This window comes from Leptothrix cholodnii SP-6 (assembly GCF_000019785.1).
GTDB classification, from domain to species: Bacteria; Pseudomonadota; Gammaproteobacteria; order Burkholderiales; family Burkholderiaceae_C; genus Sphaerotilus; species Sphaerotilus cholodnii.
The window spans coordinates 2,193,626-2,210,143 of sequence record NC_010524.1 but is presented as its reverse complement, the minus strand read 5'-3'; the positions used below and the strand labels follow the sequence as shown (position 1 = coordinate 2,210,143).

Below are 16,518 nucleotides of genomic sequence, written 5' to 3'. Positions count from 1 at the left end.
GCGATGGCCGATCACGCGATGGCCTGGATGCAACGCGTGATCCGCTTCGGCGCTGGCCTGGTGCTGGCAGGCCTCACCTTGCTGGCCGGCTGCGACAACAGTCCGCACGGCCCTGGCTCGGCGGCCTCGAACACGCTCTACACCGCGTTCACCGAGCGCTCGCCACGACACCTCGACCCAGTGGCGTCGTACTGGAACCAGGACACGCCCTACACCTACGGCATCTACGAGCCGCCGTACACCTATCACTACCTCAAGCGCCCGTTCACGCTGATCCCGAAGGTGGCGACCGAGGTGGCGCCGCCGGTCTATCTGGACAAGAACGGCCGGCGCCTGGCCGCTGATGCGCCGGGCGAACAGGTGGCCGAGAGCGTGTACGAGGTGCGCATCCGCCCCGGCATCCGCTACCAGCCGCACCCGGCGTTTGCGCAGGACGCGCAAGGCCGCTACCTGTATCACCAGCTGAGCGCGGCGCAGGTGGGCGAGCGCACGTCGCCGTGGCAGTTCGAGGTGACGGGTACGCGCGAACTGGTGGCCGAGGACTTCGTCTACGGCCTCAAGCGCCACGCCACCACGCGGGTGACCACGCCGATCTTCGGCATCTTTGCCGAGTACATCGTCGGGCTGAAGGAGTACGGCGCGCTGGTCAAGCAGGAGGACGCCAAGCTGCGCGCCGGGCTCGATCCGGCCGCACTCGACAAGCCGTTTCTCGACTTCCGCCGCTGGCCACTGGCGGGGGTCAGCGCGCCGGAGAAGCACCTGCTGCGCCTGCGCATCCGCGGCAAGTATCCGCAGTGGAAATACTGGATGGCGATGCCGTTTGCCGCGCCGATGCCGTGGGAGGCCGACGCCTTCTACGCCCAGCCGGGCATGGCGCGCAACGGGCTGTCGCTGGACCGCTGGCCGGTCGGCACCGGGCCGTTCATGATGGCCGAGTTCGAACAGGATCGCCGCCACGTGCTGGTACGCAACCCCAACTACCGCGGCGACCCGTACCCCTGCGAAGGCATGCCCGGCGACCGCGAGCGCGGCCTGCTCGACGACTGCGGCAAGCCGACGCCCTTCGTCGACCGGATCGTGTTCCAGATGGAGCGCGAACAGGTGCCGCTGAAAGCCAAGTTCCGCCAGGGTTTCCTGGACGTGCCCGAGATCGAGCGCACCGACCGCGGCGCCGACTATCTGATCGACATGGAAGACTCGCCCGAAGCGCGCGCCGAGTACACCGAGCGCGGCTACCAGCTGCCGCGCGCCGGCGACCTGAGCATCTGGTTCATGGGCTTCAACATGCTCGACCCGGTGGTCGGCCGCGGCGACACGCCCGAGCAGCAGGCGCGCAATCGCCGGCTGCGCCAGGCGATCTCGATCGCGCTCGACTGGGCCGACTACAGCAACATCTTCCCGAACAAGGGCGGCGTCGAGGCGATGGGGCCGCTGCCGGCAGGCATCTTCGGCTCGCGACAAGGTGCGCTCGACGGCGTCAATCCGGTCACGCACCGGGTGGTCGACGGCAAGATCGTGCGGCGGCCGATCGAGGACGCGCGCAAGCTGATGGTCGAGGCCGGCTACCCCGACGGGCGCGACGCCCGCACGGGCCGCCCGCTGGTCATCAACTACGATTTCTACCGCACGCTGACGCCCGAATTCAAGGCCGAGATCGATTGGATGAGCCGCCAGTTCGGCCAGCTCGGCATCCAGCTCGAGGTGCGCGCCACCGACAACAACCAGTTCCAGGACAAGGTGCGCAAGGGCCGGCATCAGCTGTTCTTCTCGGGCTGGCTGGCCGATTACCCGGACGCGGAGAACTTCCTGTTCCTGCTCTACGGCCCGAACGGCAAGACCCGCTCGGAGGGCGAGAACACCGCCAACTACGACAACCCGGCCTTCGACCGGCTGTTCCAGCAGCTCAAGGATCTGGACGACGGGCCGCCCAAGCAGGCGCTGATCGACCGCATGGTGGCGCTGCTGCAGGACGACGCGCCGTGGATCTGGGGCTACATCCCCGACGCCACCGGCGCCTTCCAGCCCTGGGTGCGCAACGCGGTGGTGCCGGTGCTGATCAAGGATCACCTGCGTTTCTACCGCGTCGACACGGCGCTGCGCACGCGGCTGCAGCGGGCCTGGAACCGGCCGGTCGGCTGGCCGCTGATGCTCGCGGGCGTGGCGCTGCTGGCGCTGGTCTGGTTCGGCTGGCGCAGCTGGCGAGCGCGTGAACGAGCGACGGCGCGATGACTTCCTACATCCTGCGTCGCCTCGGCCATGGTTTGCTGGTGCTGCTGGGCGTCAACCTGCTGACGTTCTTCCTGTTCTTCAGCGTCAACACGCCCGACGACATGGCGCGGCTGAACATCGGCGGCAAGCGCATCACGCCCGAGCAGATCCAGAAGTGGAAAACCGAGCGCGGCTACGACAAGCCGCTGTACTGGAACGATGCGAAGCAGGGCGGCGAGCAGCTCACCGAGACGATCTTCTGGGAGCGCTCGGTGTCGCTGTTCACGCTGCAGTTCGGCCGCGCCGACGCCGAGAGCGCCGGCGACATCGGCACGCAGGTCAAGAGCCGGATGTGGGTCAGCCTGCAACTGGCCTTGCCGCTGTTCGTGCTGCAGTTGATCGCGAGCACGCTGTTCGCGCTGGTGCTGGTGTTCTTCCGCGGCAGCCGGATCGATTTCTGGGGCGTCGTGCTGTGCGTGGCGATGCTGTCGATCTCGAGCCTGTTCTACATCGTGGTCGGCCAGTTTTTGTTCTCGCGCGTGCTGCGGCTCGCGCCGATCTCGGGTTATGCCGAGGGTTGGGCGGCCTGGCGTTTCATGCTGCTGCCGATCGGGCTGTCGCTGCTGGCGCGGCTGGGCACCGAGGCGCGCCTGTACCGCGCGATGCTGCTCGAAGAAATGGGCAAGGACTACGTGCGCACCGCGCGCGCCAAGGGCCTGTCGGAGGCGGTGGTTCTCGGCCGCCACGTGCTGCGCAACGCGCTGCTGCCGATCCTGACCAGCGCCGGCAGTTATCTGCCCTACGTGTTCCTCGGCAGCCTGGTGTTCGAGAGCTTCTTCGGCCTGCCGGGGCTGGGCGCCTACGTGATCGAGGCCATCAGCGGCCAGGATTTCGCGATCGTGCGCACGATGGTGTTCCTGGGCTCGCTGCTCTACATCGCCTCGTTCATCGCGGTGGACATCGCCTACAGCTTGGCCGATCCGCGGGTGAGGCTCGCATGAGACCCCCACACTCACTGTGTTCGCTGCCCCCCGTGGGGGCGTGTCAGTCCCTTGGGGCGGCCCGGCAGAACTGACATGAATCCGATGCCCCGTTTCGTGCTGCTGTGGACCGACGCATTGCTGGCCGCCGTCGTGATCGGGCTGGCGGTCTATGCCATCGCGGTGCTGCGCTCGCCGGCCTGGCGGGCGAGCTGGCGCAAGGTCTGGCAGGAGCCGGCGGCGCTCAGTGCGGCGGTGGTGCTGGTGTTCTTCGCCGGTGTCGCGCTGATCGACAGCGTGCACTTCCGCCGTGCGCTGCCGCCGGCCGAGGGCGAGCGACCGGCTGCGCGCGAGGTGTTCTACGCCACGCGCACCGAGTCGCTGCTCGACGTGCTGCTGGCCACGCCGATCGCGATGCGCGAGAGCAGCTATTCGCGCCCGCTCGATCACGTCGGCTTCACCAAGGAAACCATCGAGCGCGACGGCCAGACGCTGCGCGAGCACCGGCCGCTGCAGCACGCCGGCCGCCATCTGAGCGACCCGGCCCGGCAATGGCCCGCCGATCTGCTGCGCCGGGCTGCGATCGGCCTGGGTGCCGGGCTGGGCTTGGCGGCGCTCGCCTGGCTGGTGGTGGCGTGGTGGCGCCCGCGCGTGGCGGCGCGCCATCCGCATCCCGCGTCGACCCGCGATGCCCTGCGCGCGATCTGGCATCGGCAGACCGAGTTGCCGCTGCGTGCCGCCTTGCTGACGCTGACCGCTTTGTGCACGCTGCTCGGCATGGCGGTGGCGCTGGGCGCGCACTACCACGTGCTCGGCACCGACCGCACCGGCAACGACGTGCTGGTGCAGGCGCTCAAGAGCGTGCGCACCGCCTTCGTGATCGGCAGCCTTTCGACGCTGGCGACGCTGCCGCTGGCGATCACGCTGGGCATCCTGGCGGGTTATTTCAAGGGCTGGGGCGACGAGCTGATCCAGTACCTCTATACGGTGCTGTCGTCGGTGCCCAACGTGCTCTTGATCGCCGCCTGCGTGCTGATGGTGCAGGTCTGGCTGGACCAGAACCCGGCGCTGTTCGAGACCCAGCTCGAACGCGCCGACCTGAAGATCTTCCTGCTCTGCCTGATCCTCGGCGCCACCGGCTGGGCCGGGCTGTGCCGGCTGATCCGGGCCGAGACGCTCAAGCTGCGCGAGCTCGATTTCGTGCTGGCCGCCACCGCCTGCGGCGTGCGCGACAGCCGCATCATGCTGCGCCACATCCTGCCCAACGTGATGCACCTGGTGCTGATCAACAGCGTGCTCGAGTTCTCCGCGCTGGTGCTCTACGAGGCGGTGCTGAGCTATGTGGGCGTGGGCGTCGACCCGGCGATGAACAGCTTCGGCGGCATGATCAACCTGGCGCGATCGGAGATGAGCCGCGACCCGGTGGTGTGGTGGTCGTTCAGCGCCGCGTTCGTGTTCATGGTGGCGCTGGTGCTCGCAGCCAACCTGTTTGCCGACGGCGTGCGGTTGGCCTTCGATCCGCGTGCGGGCAGCTGGCGCGCGCGGGTGCTGCGCCAGCGCCGGAGCGTGCGATGAGCGCGCCGGGCGTGCCAGACCCGCGGGGCGAGGCCCAGGCGCTGCGGCTCGATCAGCTGCAGGTGGCGCTCGATGTCGATCAGGCCGACGCCGCCTTGCTGCGCGCAGTTGACGGCCTGTCGCTGGCGATCCGCCGCGGCGAGACCTTCGCGCTGGTCGGCGAATCGGGCTGCGGCAAGAGCATGACCGCGCTTGCGCTGATGCGCGTGCTGCCGCACAACGGTTTTGTCGAATCGGGCTCGGTGCGCCTGGGCCGCACCGAACTGCTCGACCTGCCCGAAGCGCAGATGCGCCGGGTGCGTGGCGGGCGCATCGGCATGATCTTCCAGGAGCCGTCGACCAGCCTGAACCCGGTGATGACGGTGGGCGCGCAGCTGCGCGAGGCGATCGAGGCCCACACCGCACTGCGCGGCGCCGCCGCCCGTGCACGTGCGGTCGAGTGGCTGGCGCGCGTGGGCCTGCCCGAGCCGGCGCGCTGTTTCGACGACTACCCGTTTCGCCTGTCGGGCGGCCAGCAGCAGCGCGTGATGATCGCCATCGCGCTGGCCGCCGAGCCCGATTTCCTGATCGCCGACGAGCCGACCACGGCGCTCGACGTGACGATCCAGGCGCAGATCCTCGACCTGCTGCGCGACCTGCAGCGCGAGCACCAGATGGGCCTGTTGCTGATCACGCATGACCTGGCGGTGGTGGCCGGCATGGCGCAGCAGGTGGCGCTGATGTATGCCGGCCAGATCGTCGAGGTCGGCAGCGCCGAGGCATTTTTTGCCGCGCCGCGCCACCCCTATGCGCAACTGCTGTTGCAGGCGCTGCCCGACGGCGCACGGCGCGGCCGGCCGCTGGCGGCGATCGGCGGCGCGGTGCCGTCGCTTGCGCAGCAATTCAACGCCTGCCGCTTCGCGCCGCGCTGCCCGCATGCGCAGGACGTCTGCCTGAACGCCGAGCCGACGTGGGTGGAGATGCCGCCAGGCCACGGGCTGCGTTGCGCGCGCGCCGGCGATGCGGCGCTGGATCACGCAGCGCATGGCAGATCGCCAGCACCGTCGATCACGCCGTCGACAGGTCGTCCGATGACGCCACCCGATGCCCGCCTCACATCCGGCGCCACGCCGGTGCCTTTGCTGGCGGTGGAGCAGTTGCGTGTCACGTTCTCGCGCGCGAGCGGATTCTGGTGGCGCTCGCAGTCTGGCACCGCCGCCGTCGACGGCATCAGCCTGCAACTGGCGCGCGGCCGCACGCTGGCGCTGGTGGGCGAATCGGGCAGCGGCAAGACGACCACCGGCAAGGCGATCGCGCAGTTGCTGCGGCGCCAGGCCACGTGCACCGGCCGCGCGCTGCTCGACGGCCGCGATCTGTTCACCTTGCAAGGCAGCGAACTGCGCGCCGCGCGGCGGGAGGTGCAGCTGATCTTTCAGGACCCGTACGCCTCGCTGAACCCGCGCATGCGGGTGGCCGACATCCTGGCCGAGGGCCTGATCGAGTTGCGGCCGGAGTTGAGCCAACACACGCGCAAACGCCGCGTCGACGACCTGGCCGAGCAGGTCGGCCTGCCGTCACGCGCCTTGCAGGCTTATCCGCACGAGTTTTCGGGCGGCCAGCGCCAGCGCATCGCGATTGCGCGCGCACTGGCGGTCGAGCCGCGGCTGCTGATCTGCGACGAGCCGACCTCGGCGCTCGACGTGTCGGTGCAGGCACAGATCCTCAACCTGCTGCGCCAGTTGCAGCACGACACCGGCGTGGCGCTGCTGTTCATCACCCACCACCTCGGCGTGGTCGAGTACCTGGCCGACGAGGTGGCGGTGATGCAGGGTGGGCGCATCGTCGAGGTCGGCACGGTCGACCAGGTGCTGGGCGCGCCGCGCAGGGACTACACCCGCGCGCTGCTGGCCGCGGTGCCACGGCTGGCGACCCGAACCGGGCCCTGAATGAAAAACGGGCCCGGCTTGGCCGGACCCGTCGTGATCTGCCCGAAGGCAGGAGGTGCTCGATCGCTTACAGCACTTCGGACGCGAAATCCGCCAGCCGCGAGCGCTCGCCGCGCGCCAGCGTGATGTGGCCGGCGTGCGGCCAGCCCTTGAAGCGGTCGACCGCGAACGTCAGGCCCGACGAGCCTTCGGTCAGGTAGGGCGTGTCGATCTGCGCCAGGTTGCCCAGGCAGACGATCTTGGTGCCCGGGCCGGCGCGCGTGATCAGCGTCTTCATCTGCTTGGGCGTCAGGTTCTGCGCCTCGTCGATGATGACGAACTTGTTCAGGAAGGTGCGCCCGCGCATGAAGTTCAGGCTCTTGATCTTGATCTTGCTGCGCACCAGGTCGTTGGTGGCCGCGCGGCCCCATTCGCCGGAGGCGCTGTCGCCGCGTGCCAGCACTTCGAGGTTGTCGTCGAGCGCGCCCATCCAGGGGCTCATCTTCTCTTCCTCGTTGCCGGGCAGGAAACCGATGTCCTCGCCCACCGGCACGGTCACGCGGGTGACGATGATCTCGGAGTAGCGGCGGTCATCGAGCACCTGGCTGAGGCCTGCGGCCAGCGTCATCAGCGTCTTGCCGGTGCCGGCGGTGCCGGTCAGGGTGATGAAGTCGCAGTCGGGGTCGGTCAGCAGGTTGAGCGCGAAGTTCTGCTCGCGGTTGCGCGCCGTCACGCCCCACACCGAATGCTTGGCGTGGGTGTAGTCCTTGAGCGTCTTGAGCACCGCGGTCTTGCCGGTGATCTCGGTGACCTTGGCGTAGAGCGCGGCATTGCCCGGCGACTCGAGGTAGACGAACTGGTTGACCATCAGCACCGGCACCATCGGCCCGCTGATGCGGTAGTAGGTGGTGCCGCCCTGCTGCCAGCTCTCCATCGTCTTGCCGTGGCGCTCCCAGAAATCCGACGGCAGCGGCTGCACGCCGGTGTAGAGCAGGTCGCCGTCTTCGAGCGTCTTGTCGTTGAAATAGTCTTCGGCCGGCAGGCCCAGCGCTCGCGCCTTGATGCGCATGTTGATGTCTTTCGACACCAGCACCACCTCGCGATCGGCGAACTGGTTGCGCAGGCCCTGCACCACACCCAGGATCTGGTTGTCGGCCTTGCCCTGCGGCAGGCCGTCGGGCAGCTTGACGTCGAGCAGCGTGGTCTGGAAGAACAGCTTGCCGCCGGCCTCGCGGTGACCGGTCTTCGCCAGCGGGATGCCCGCCGCGGTGTTCAGGTTGGCGGTGTCTTCGAGGCTGGCGGCCAGACCGTCGAGCTCGCGGCTGACCTGGCGCACGTTGCGCGAGACCTCGCTCATGCCCTTCTTGTGGCCGTCGAGCTCTTCGAGCGTGATCATCGGCAGGTAGATGTCGTGCTCTTCGAAGCGGAAGATCGACATCGGGTCGTGCATCAGCACGTTGGTGTCGAGCACGAACAGCTTGGCCGGCCCGGTGCCACGCGGCGTGCGGGCGCGCCGCTGGCTGGCCGTGACAGCCTGCTTGACCGGCACGGTGCTCTTGCGTGCCGCCGGCTCCGGACGCGTTTGCACGGGGGCCTCGGCGGCGATCACGCCTGCCACCGCAGCGGCGGGCGTCACGACCTTCGGCGCGGGTGCGGCACCGGCTGTCGTCGGAACCTTGAACTCGAGCAGTGCGCGATCTGCGCTGACCGCCTTGGTAGTGCGGCGCGCCGGCTTGGGGGCGGCCTGGACATCGAATTCACTCGGGGCCAGCAGGGCGCCACGTTTGGCAGGGGGTTTGGGCAGAGGCATCGATGAGTTCAGTCTGAGGATGCGACCGCCAGCGGTGTGCAGGCAGGTCGTTGACGGCCAAAAAAGAAAAAGCCGGACAGCAAGCTGTTCGGCTTTTTGGATTCATGCGGCTCGGTAGTCAAACGCATGCACCGATTATGCATGCGGCCTGACGCTCCATCCGGTGCCGTGTCAAGGCGCTGTCGCAGCCAGGGTCAGGCCGGGCTCTTGAGTTCCTGCACCGCCTTCAGCACTTCTTCGACGTGACCGGCCACCTTGAGGCCGCGCCACTCGGCGCGCAGCACGCCTTCGGTGTCGATCAGGAAGGTCGAGCGTTCGATCCCCTTGACCTTCTTGCCGTACATGATCTTGTTCTTGACCACGCCGAACATGTGGCAGAGCTTTTCTTCGGTGTCGGCAATCAGCTCGAAGGGCAGTTCGAGGTTCTGCTTGAACTTGTCGTGCGACGCCATGTTGTCGCGCGAAACCCCGAATACCACTGCGCCGGCATTGGTGAATTCCTTGTGGTGATCGCGGAACTGCATCGCTTCGGTGGTACAACCCGGCGTGTTGTCCTTCGGGTAGAAATAAAGTACGACCGTCTTGCCCAGAAAGGCCTGAGGAGTGAACTTGATGCCTCCCGTGGCGTTCGCTTCAAGGTCGGGGAGAGATTTATTGAGAGCGGGCGTCATGCAGGTACGTGTCCCTATAGGGCGGAATCCTGCAATTATAAGGCTCGTGAGCCGTCGCTCGCGTTCTGGCGCCGGCGTTGGCGGCGCACGTGCTCCGTCAATCGAGCAGCAGCGCCGCCACCACGCGCCGGCTTTCTCCCGCCAGGATGTTGTACGTGCGGCAGGCCGCCTGCGTGTCCATGCTCTCGACGCCGATGCCTTTGGCGATCAGCGCACGCACCAGCACCGGCGGCACGAAACGATGTTGACGCCCGCTGCCGACGATCACCAGCTCCGGCCGCAGCGCCAGGAGCGGCTCGAAATGCGACTCGGCCAGTTCGTCGAAACGGGCACACGGCCAGGCCAGGATGTCGCCCTGGAACGGGACGATCACGCTGCAATCCCAGGGCTGAGCGTTGACGTTGATGCTGGCTGACGTGTAGCCGGTGATGACGTTGACGCCTTCGATGCGGTCGGGCTGGAATTTCACGGTGACGGGGTGCTCGACGTAGGGATGCGGGGTCCGGGCTTGCGCGCAGCAGTGTGCGAGTGGCAGACCGGTTCAGTCGGATAAAATTCTAGCTTTTGCGCCTGCGGCTGACCGCTCATCGAGCAGTGCCTTTGCGTCCTCCAGGAATCCCCGTGCTCAAGACCGTCGCCAAATCCAGCAAGCTCGCCAACGTGTGCTACGACATCCGCGGCCCCGTGCTGGAGAAGGCCCGCCAGATGGAGGAAGAGGGCCACAAGATCATCAAGCTCAACATCGGCAACCTCGCCGTGTTCGGGCTCGAGCCGCCCGACGAGATCGTGCAGGACATGATCCGCAACATGCCGCACGCTGCGGGCTACACCGACAGCAAGGGCCTGTTCGCGCCGCGCAAGTCGGTGGTGCACTACACGCAGGAGAAGGGCGTCAAGGGCGTCACCGTCGATGACGTCTATCTGGGCAACGGCGCCTCCGAGCTGATCGCCATGAGCATGAACGCGCTGCTCGACGACGGCGACGAGGTGCTGATCCCGTCGCCCGACTACCCGCTCTACACCGCGGTGGTGGCGCTGTCGGGCGGCAAGCCGGTGCACTACATGTGCGACGAGCAAGCCGAGTGGATGCCCGACATCGCCGACATCCGCCGCAAGATCACGCCCAACACCCGCGCGATCGTCGTCATCAACCCGAACAACCCGACCGGCGCGCTCTACCCCGACAGCGTGCTGCTGGAGCTGATCGAGGTGGCCCGCCAGCACCAGCTGATCATCTTTGCCGACGAGATCTACGACAAGACGCTCTACGACGGCCACACCCACACCAGCATCGCGGCGTTGGCCGACGACGTGCTGATCCTGACCTTCAACGGCCTGAGCAAGAACTACCGCTCCTGCGGCTACCGCGCCGGCTGGATGGTGGTGTCGGGCGACAAGCGCCATGCGCGCGACTACATCGAAGGTCTGAACATGCTGGCCTCGATGCGCCTGTGCGCCAACACGCCCGGCCAGCTGGCAATCCAGACCGCGCTGGGCGGCTACCAGAGCATCAAGGACCTGGTGGTGCCGACCGGCCGCTTGTGCCGCCAGCGCGACCTCGCGCACAAGCTGCTGAGCGAGATTCCGGGCGTCACCTGCGTCAAGCCCAAGGCGGCGCTCTACATGTTCCCGCGGCTCGACCCCAAGATGTACCCGATTGCCGACGACCAGCAGTTCGCCTACGAACTGCTGGCCGAAGAGAAGGTGCTGATCGTCCAGGGCACCGGCTTCAACTGGCCCACGCCCGACCATTTCCGGCTCGTCTTCCTGCCCAATTCGGACGACCTGACCGACGCGGTGAGCCGCATCGCGCGTTTCCTCGACCACTACCGCAAGCGCCACAGCGCCTGAGGCGCGTCGCTCTTTTCCTTCTCCCCTGAAACCGGCGCCCGAGTGCGCCCGATAGAGTCCCTATGAAACCCATCCAAGTCGGCCTGCTGGGCATCGGTACCGTCGGCAGCGGCACGTTCAACGTGCTCGCCCGCAACCAGGAAGAAATCCGCCGCCGCGCCGGCCGTGGCATCGAGATCACGATGGTGGCCGACCTCAACGTCGAGCGCGCCCGCGAGATCGTCGGCGACGCCGTCCAGGTGGTGGCCGACGCCCGCGAGGTGATCGCCAACCCCGAGATCGACATCGTCATCGAGCTGATCGGCGGCTACGGCATCGCCCGCGCGCTGGTGCTCGAAGCGATCGCCGCGGGCAAGCACGTCGTCACCGCCAACAAGGCGCTGCTGGCCGTGCACGGCACCGAGATCTTCGCCGCCGCGCGCGAAAAGGGCGTGATCGTCGCCTTCGAGGCCGCCGTCGCCGGTGGCATCCCGATCATCAAGGCGCTGCGTGAAGGCCTGACCGCCAACCGCATCCAGTGGATCGCCGGCATCATCAACGGCACCACCAATTTCATCCTGAGCGAGATGCGCGACAAGGGCCTCGACTTCGACGTCGTGCTCAAGCAGGCGCAGGCGCTGGGTTATGCCGAAGCCGACCCGACCTTCGACATCGAAGGCGTCGACGCCGCGCACAAGGCCACGTTGATGAGCGCGCTGGCGTTCGGCATCCCGGTGCAGTTCGACCGCGCCCACATCGAAGGCATCACCAAGCTGGGCGCGGCCGACATCCGCTACGCCGAGCAGCTCGGCTACCGCATCAAGCTGCTGGGCATCGCCAAGCGCCAGGCGGACGGCGGCGGTATCGAGCTGCGCGTGCACCCGACGCTGGTGCCGAGCAAGCGCCTGATCGCCAACGTCGAAGGCGCGATGAACGCCGTGATGGTGCAGGGCGACGCCGTCGGCACCACGCTGTACTACGGCAAGGGCGCCGGCAGCGAGCCGACCGCATCGGCCGTGATCGCCGACCTGGTCGACATCACCCGCCTGCACACCGCCGACCCGGATCACCGCGTGCCGCACCTGGCCTTCCAGCCCGACGAGCTGCACGCCACGCCGATCGTCGGCATCGACGCCGTGCGCACCGCCTTCTACCTGCGCCTGCGCGTGGCCGACCAGAAGGGCGTGCTGGCCGCCATCACCCGCATCCTGGCCGAGAGCGACATCTCGATCGACGCAGTGCTGCAGCGTGAATCGGCCGAAGGCGAGAACCAGACCGACGTGATCATCCTGACGCACGAGACCGTCGAGGGCCGCATGCGCGCCGCGCTGGCGCAGATGCAGGCGCTGCCGACGGTGCTGGCGCCGATCGTGAGCATCCGCAAGGAAGAGCTGGCCTGAGCCGCTGACACCGCACTGGACACGAGACGATGAAGTACATCAGCACCCGCGGCGACAAGACCGAGCGCGGCTTCTCCGAGATCCTGCTCGAAGGCCTGGCGCCCGACGGCGGGCTCTACCTGCCGGTGGCCTACCCGAAGGTCGACGCCGCCACGCTCGCCAAGTGGCGCGGCCTGAGCTACGCCGACCTGGCGTTCGAGATCCTGTCGCTCTACATCGACGACATCCCGGCTGCCGATCTGCGCGTGCTGGTCGACAAGACCTACACCGAAGCCGTGTTCGGCACGCCGCAGATCGTGCCGCTCAAGTCGCTCGAAGCCGGCCTGTGCCTCGAAGCCCTGTCCAACGGCCCGACGCTGGCCTTCAAGGACATGGCGATGCAGCTGCTCGGCAACCTGTTCGAGTACGAACTGGGCCGCCGCGGCGAGACGCTCAACATCCTCGGTGCCACCAGCGGCGACACCGGCAGTGCGGCCGAATACGCGATGCGCGGCAAGGCCGGCGTGAACGTGTTCATGCTCAGCCCGCACGGTCGCATGAGCCCGTTCCAGCAGGCGCAGATGTTCAGTCTGCAAGACGCGAACATCCACAACATCGCCGTCGAAGGCGTGTTCGACGACTGCCAGGACATCGTCAAGGCGGTCTCCAACGATCTGGCTTTCAAGCGCCAGTACCGCATCGGCACCGTCAACTCGATCAACTGGGCGCGGCTGCTGGCGCAGGTGGTGTACTACTTCGCCGGCTACTTCCAGGCCACGAAGGCCGAGGGCGAGCAGGTCAGCTTCGCGGTGCCGTCGGGCAACTTCGGCAACGTCTGCGCCGGCCACGTGGCGCGCATGATGGGCTTGCCGATCGCGCAGCTGGTGGTCGCCACCAACGAGAACAACGTGCTCGAGGAGTTCTTCAACACCGGCACCTACCGGGTGCGCGGCAGCGCGGAAACCTTCGAGACCTCCAGCCCGTCGATGGACATCAGCAAGGCCAGCAACTTCGAGCGCTTCGTGTTCGACCTGCTCGGCCGCGAAGGTGCGCGCATCCAGGCGCTGTTCGGCGCCGCGTTGTCGAAGGAGGGCGCTTTCACGCTCTCGACCGACGAGTTCGCCCGCGTGCCGGCCTACGGTTTCGTGTCCGGCCGCAGCACCCACGCCGACCGCCTGGCCACGATCCGCGACACCTGGCAGCGTTTTGGCGTGCTGATCGACACCCACACCGCCGACGGCCTGAAGGTCGGGCGTGAACACGTCCAGCCCGGCGTGCCGATGATCGTGCTGGAGACCGCGCTGCCGGCCAAGTTCGAGGCGACCATCACCGAGGCGCTGGGCGCCGACGTGAAGGCGCCGCGGCCGGCCGGCCTGGTCGACATCGAGTCGCGCCCGAAGCGCTTCGAGGTGATGCCGGTCGATGCCGCGCGCGTGCAGCGCTACATCGCCGAGCGCGTGTCGATCTGATGGCGCACGCGATCGCGCTGCAGCGTGGGTGCCGGCCATGAAGGTGGTCGGCCTCTGCGGCTCCTCGGGTTCGGGCAAGACCAGCCTGGCCGAGGGCCTGATCCGCGAACTGAAAGCCAGCGGCCAGCGGGTGTCGGTGGTCAAGCACGCACACAAGCGCTTCGACATCGACGTGCCCGGCAAGGACTCGCACCGCCACCGCGAGGCCGGCGCCTTCGAGGTGGTGATCGCCAACAACCACCGGCTGGCCAAGGTGCGCGAGTTCGAGGTCGAGTACGAACCGAGCGTGCACGACCTGCTGGCCGAACTGGTCGACTGCGGCGAGGCGCACTGGGTGCTGGTCGAGGGTTTCAAACACGCTGCGCTGCCCAAGATCGAGGTCTGGCGCGCCGCGCACGGCGCCCCGGCCTTGTACGCCGCCGGCGATCCGTTCGTGATCGCCGTGGCCACCGACCCGACGCCGTCGCTGCCCGCGCCGACCGGATTGCCGGTGCTGGATCTGAACCAGCCGCGCGCGATCGCGGCCTTCCTGTTGCAAGATTCGGCTCGATATGACTACCACGCCCCCCAAGACTTCCTCTAGCGCCGGCGCCCCCGGGCGCGGCGCCTTGCTGAGCCTCGACGAAGCGATCGAGCGCCTGCTGTCGACCGTGCAGCCGCTGCCGCCAGCCAGCCACGAACGCGTCTCGACCTTCGAAGCGCTCGGCCGCATCCTGGCCGAGGACGTCCGCTCGCTGCTCGACGTGCCGCCGGCCGACAACACCTCGATGGACGGTTACGCGATGCGCGCGGCCGACGTGCCCGCCGAGGGCACGCGCCTGCCGGTCAGCCAGCGCGTGCCGGCCGGCGTGGTCGGCCAGCCGCTGCAGCCTGGCACGGCGGCGCGGGTGTTCACCGGCGCGCAGATCCCGCTCGGCGCCGATGCGGTGGTGATGCAGGAGCAATGCAGCGCCGAGGCTTCCGAGGGGGGCGAGGGCCTGGGCGCCGTGCGCATCAACACCGTGCCCGAATCGGGCCAGTGGATCCGCCGCCGCGGCGAGGACGTGCAACACGGCAGCGTGGTGCTGCACGCCGGCACGCGCCTGACGCCGGCCGCGCTGGGCCTGGCAGCCTCGGTCGGGGCGGCCAACCTGCAGGTCGCGCGCCGTCCGCGCGTGGCGCTGTTCTCCACCGGCGACGAACTGGTGATGCCCGGCGAGCCGCTCAAGCCCGGCGCGATCTACAACTCCAACCGCTACACGCTGTGCGCGCTGCTGCAAAGCCTGGGCTGCGAGGTCACCGACCTGGGCATCGTGCCCGACCGGCTCGACGCCACCCGCGCCGCGCTGCGCGATGCCGCGCATGGCCACGACCTGATCCTGACCTCCGGCGGCGTGTCGGTCGGCGAAGAGGATCACATCAAGCCCGCCGTGATGGCCGAGGGCCGGCTCGACACCTGGCAGATGGCGATCAAGCCCGGCAAGCCGCTCGCCTTCGGCAGCGTGCGCCGCAGTGGCGAAGACGCTGGTGACAGCGCGGCCGGCCATTCGGGCGCCTGGTTCATGGGCCTGCCGGGCAATCCGGTGTCGAGCTTCGTGACCTTCCTGCTGCTGGTGCGCCCCGTGCTGCTGCGCCTGCAGGGTGCGACCGACACGGCGCCGCGCACCTACACGCTGCGCGCCGATTTCGACTGGCCGCGCGCCGACAAGCGCCGCGAGTTCCTGCGCGTGCGGCTCAACGCGGCCGGCGGGCTCGACCTGTTTCCGAACCAGAGTTCGGGCGTGCTGACGTCGGCGGTGTGGGCCGACGGTCTGCTCGACAACCCGGGCGGGCAGACCATCCGGGCCGGCGATGCGGTGCGTTTCATTCCGATTGCCGCGTGATTTGTTCAAGCCAGACATGAAGATCCAACTGCGTTATTTCGCCTCGCTGCGCGAAGCCCTCGGTGCCGGCGAAAGCCTCGAACTGCCCGCGCCGACCACGGTGGCCGCGGTGCGCGACCGGCTCATCGCCCAGGGCGAACCGCACGCCAGCGCGCTGGCCCGCGGCCGCGCGCTGCGTGCGGCGCTGAACCAGACGATGTGCAGCGAAGACACCGAGTTGACAGACGGCGCCGAGCTGGCGTTTTTCCCGCCCGTGACCGGCGGCTGAGGAGTTGGACGTGAATACGCCCCGGGTGACGATCCAGCAGGCCGATTTCGACCTTTCTGCCGAGGTCGCGGCCTTGCGTGCTGGTGACGGTGGCGTCGGCGCGGTGGCCAGTTTCATCGGCACCGTGCGCGACCGCAGCGACGGCGCCGGTGTCAGCGCGATGGAACTGGAGCATTACCCCGGCATGACCGAGCGCAGCATCGAGGCCATGATCGACACGGCGCTGCAGCGCTTTGACATCCGCGCCGCGCGCGTCATCCACCGCGTCGGGTTGCTGCAGCCGCAGGACCAGATCGTGCTGGTGGCCGTCAGCTCGGCGCACCGCGGCCAGGCCTTCCAGGCCTGCGAGTTCCTGATGGACTACCTCAAGACCGAGGCGCCGTTCTGGAAGAAGGAAACCACGCCCGAGGGCGCGCGCTGGGTCGACGCCCGCGTCAGCGACGACGATGCGCTGCGCCGCTGGGGCATCACGCCGGGCAACGTCGGCTGACACGGCCGCACCGGCCGTCCGATTGACGGCGGATTGATCCTCGTCTACCGGCTGTCACCAAAGGCGCTGCGG

The 16,518-nt window shown here is 68.2% G+C and carries 14 protein-coding genes; 11 read left to right on the top strand and 3 right to left on the bottom strand.

The annotated features are described in order from the left end of the window. Window positions 1–18: 18 nt before the first annotated feature. The 4 genes from LCHO_RS10200 (at window position 19) to LCHO_RS10185 (ending at window position 6,688) form a co-directional block, all read left to right on the top strand. Window positions 19–2,229 carry an ABC transporter substrate-binding protein gene (locus tag LCHO_RS10200; protein ID WP_043704136.1) on the top strand — a complete coding sequence of 737 codons (2,211 nt, stop codon included), beginning with the start codon at window positions 19–21 and terminating at the stop codon, window positions 2,227–2,229. Next, complete coding sequence (locus LCHO_RS10195; RefSeq protein WP_012347059.1) at window positions 2,226–3,209, top strand: ABC transporter permease; 984 nt, start codon at window positions 2,226–2,228, stop codon at window positions 3,207–3,209. Before LCHO_RS10200 ends, LCHO_RS10195 begins: the two co-directional genes overlap by 4 nt. Before the next feature lie 84 nt (window positions 3,210–3,293). Then, window positions 3,294–4,763, top strand: a complete 1,470-nt coding sequence (locus LCHO_RS10190) for an ABC transporter permease (RefSeq protein WP_043704133.1) — start codon at window positions 3,294–3,296, stop codon at window positions 4,761–4,763. Beyond that, window positions 4,760–6,688, top strand: a complete 1,929-nt coding sequence (locus LCHO_RS10185) for an ABC transporter ATP-binding protein (protein WP_012347057.1) — start codon at window positions 4,760–4,762, stop codon at window positions 6,686–6,688. Before LCHO_RS10190 ends, LCHO_RS10185 begins: the two co-directional genes overlap by 4 nt. 67 nt (window positions 6,689–6,755) lie before the next feature. Here LCHO_RS10185 and LCHO_RS10180 read toward each other — a convergent pair whose 3' ends face one another. The 3 genes from LCHO_RS10180 to LCHO_RS10170 all read right to left on the bottom strand — a co-directional run bounded on the left by LCHO_RS10180 (window position 6,756) and on the right by LCHO_RS10170 (window position 9,617). After that, entirely contained in the window at window positions 6,756–8,477 is a 1,722-nt protein-coding gene (locus LCHO_RS10180) for a PhoH family protein (protein WP_012347056.1), read from the bottom strand. Between the two features lie 194 nt (window positions 8,478–8,671). Beyond that, window positions 8,672–9,148, bottom strand: coding sequence for a peroxiredoxin (locus tag LCHO_RS10175; protein ID WP_012347055.1), 477 nt, complete (start codon window positions 9,146–9,148; stop codon window positions 8,672–8,674). A 97-nt stretch (window positions 9,149–9,245) separates the two neighbouring features. After that, window positions 9,246–9,617 carry an Mth938-like domain-containing protein gene (locus LCHO_RS10170; protein WP_012347054.1) on the bottom strand — a complete coding sequence of 124 codons (372 nt, stop codon included), beginning with the start codon at window positions 9,615–9,617 and terminating at the stop codon, window positions 9,246–9,248. 152 nt (window positions 9,618–9,769) lie between these two features. Here LCHO_RS10170 and LCHO_RS10165 point away from each other — a divergent pair, with 152 nt between their 5' ends. The 7 genes from LCHO_RS10165 (at window position 9,770) to LCHO_RS10135 (ending at window position 16,446) form a co-directional block, all read left to right on the top strand. Then, window positions 9,770–10,999, top strand: coding sequence for a pyridoxal phosphate-dependent aminotransferase (locus LCHO_RS10165; RefSeq protein ID WP_012347053.1), 1,230 nt, complete (start codon window positions 9,770–9,772; stop codon window positions 10,997–10,999). A gap of 62 nt (window positions 11,000–11,061) precedes the next feature. Further along, window positions 11,062–12,378, top strand: coding sequence for a homoserine dehydrogenase (locus LCHO_RS10160; RefSeq protein WP_012347052.1), 1,317 nt, complete (start codon window positions 11,062–11,064; stop codon window positions 12,376–12,378). A 29-nt stretch (window positions 12,379–12,407) separates the two neighbouring features. Then, window positions 12,408–13,826: a threonine synthase gene (gene thrC / locus LCHO_RS10155; RefSeq protein WP_012347051.1), complete on the top strand. Its 1,419-nt coding sequence runs from the start codon at window positions 12,408–12,410 to the stop codon at window positions 13,824–13,826. Window positions 13,827–13,863: 37 nt separating this feature from the next. After that, window positions 13,864–14,409, top strand: a complete 546-nt coding sequence (mobB, locus tag LCHO_RS10150; RefSeq protein WP_012347050.1) for a molybdopterin-guanine dinucleotide biosynthesis protein B — start codon at window positions 13,864–13,866, stop codon at window positions 14,407–14,409. Continuing rightward, a complete protein-coding gene (locus tag LCHO_RS10145; RefSeq protein ID WP_012347049.1) occupies window positions 14,378–15,688 on the top strand; it encodes a molybdopterin molybdotransferase MoeA in 1,311 nt (436 codons plus the stop codon). The genes mobB and LCHO_RS10145 overlap by 32 nt, the downstream gene beginning before the upstream one ends. Before the next feature lie 16 nt (window positions 15,689–15,704). Continuing rightward, the gene (locus tag LCHO_RS10140; RefSeq protein WP_012347048.1) at window positions 15,705–15,956 is read left to right on the top strand and encodes a MoaD/ThiS family protein; all 252 of its coding nucleotides are present in this window, start codon (window positions 15,705–15,707) and stop codon (window positions 15,954–15,956) included. A 10-nt stretch (window positions 15,957–15,966) separates the two neighbouring features. Then, window positions 15,967–16,446, top strand: coding sequence for a molybdenum cofactor biosynthesis protein MoaE (locus LCHO_RS10135; RefSeq protein ID WP_012347047.1), 480 nt, complete (start codon window positions 15,967–15,969; stop codon window positions 16,444–16,446). Window positions 16,447–16,518 lie beyond the last annotated feature (72 nt).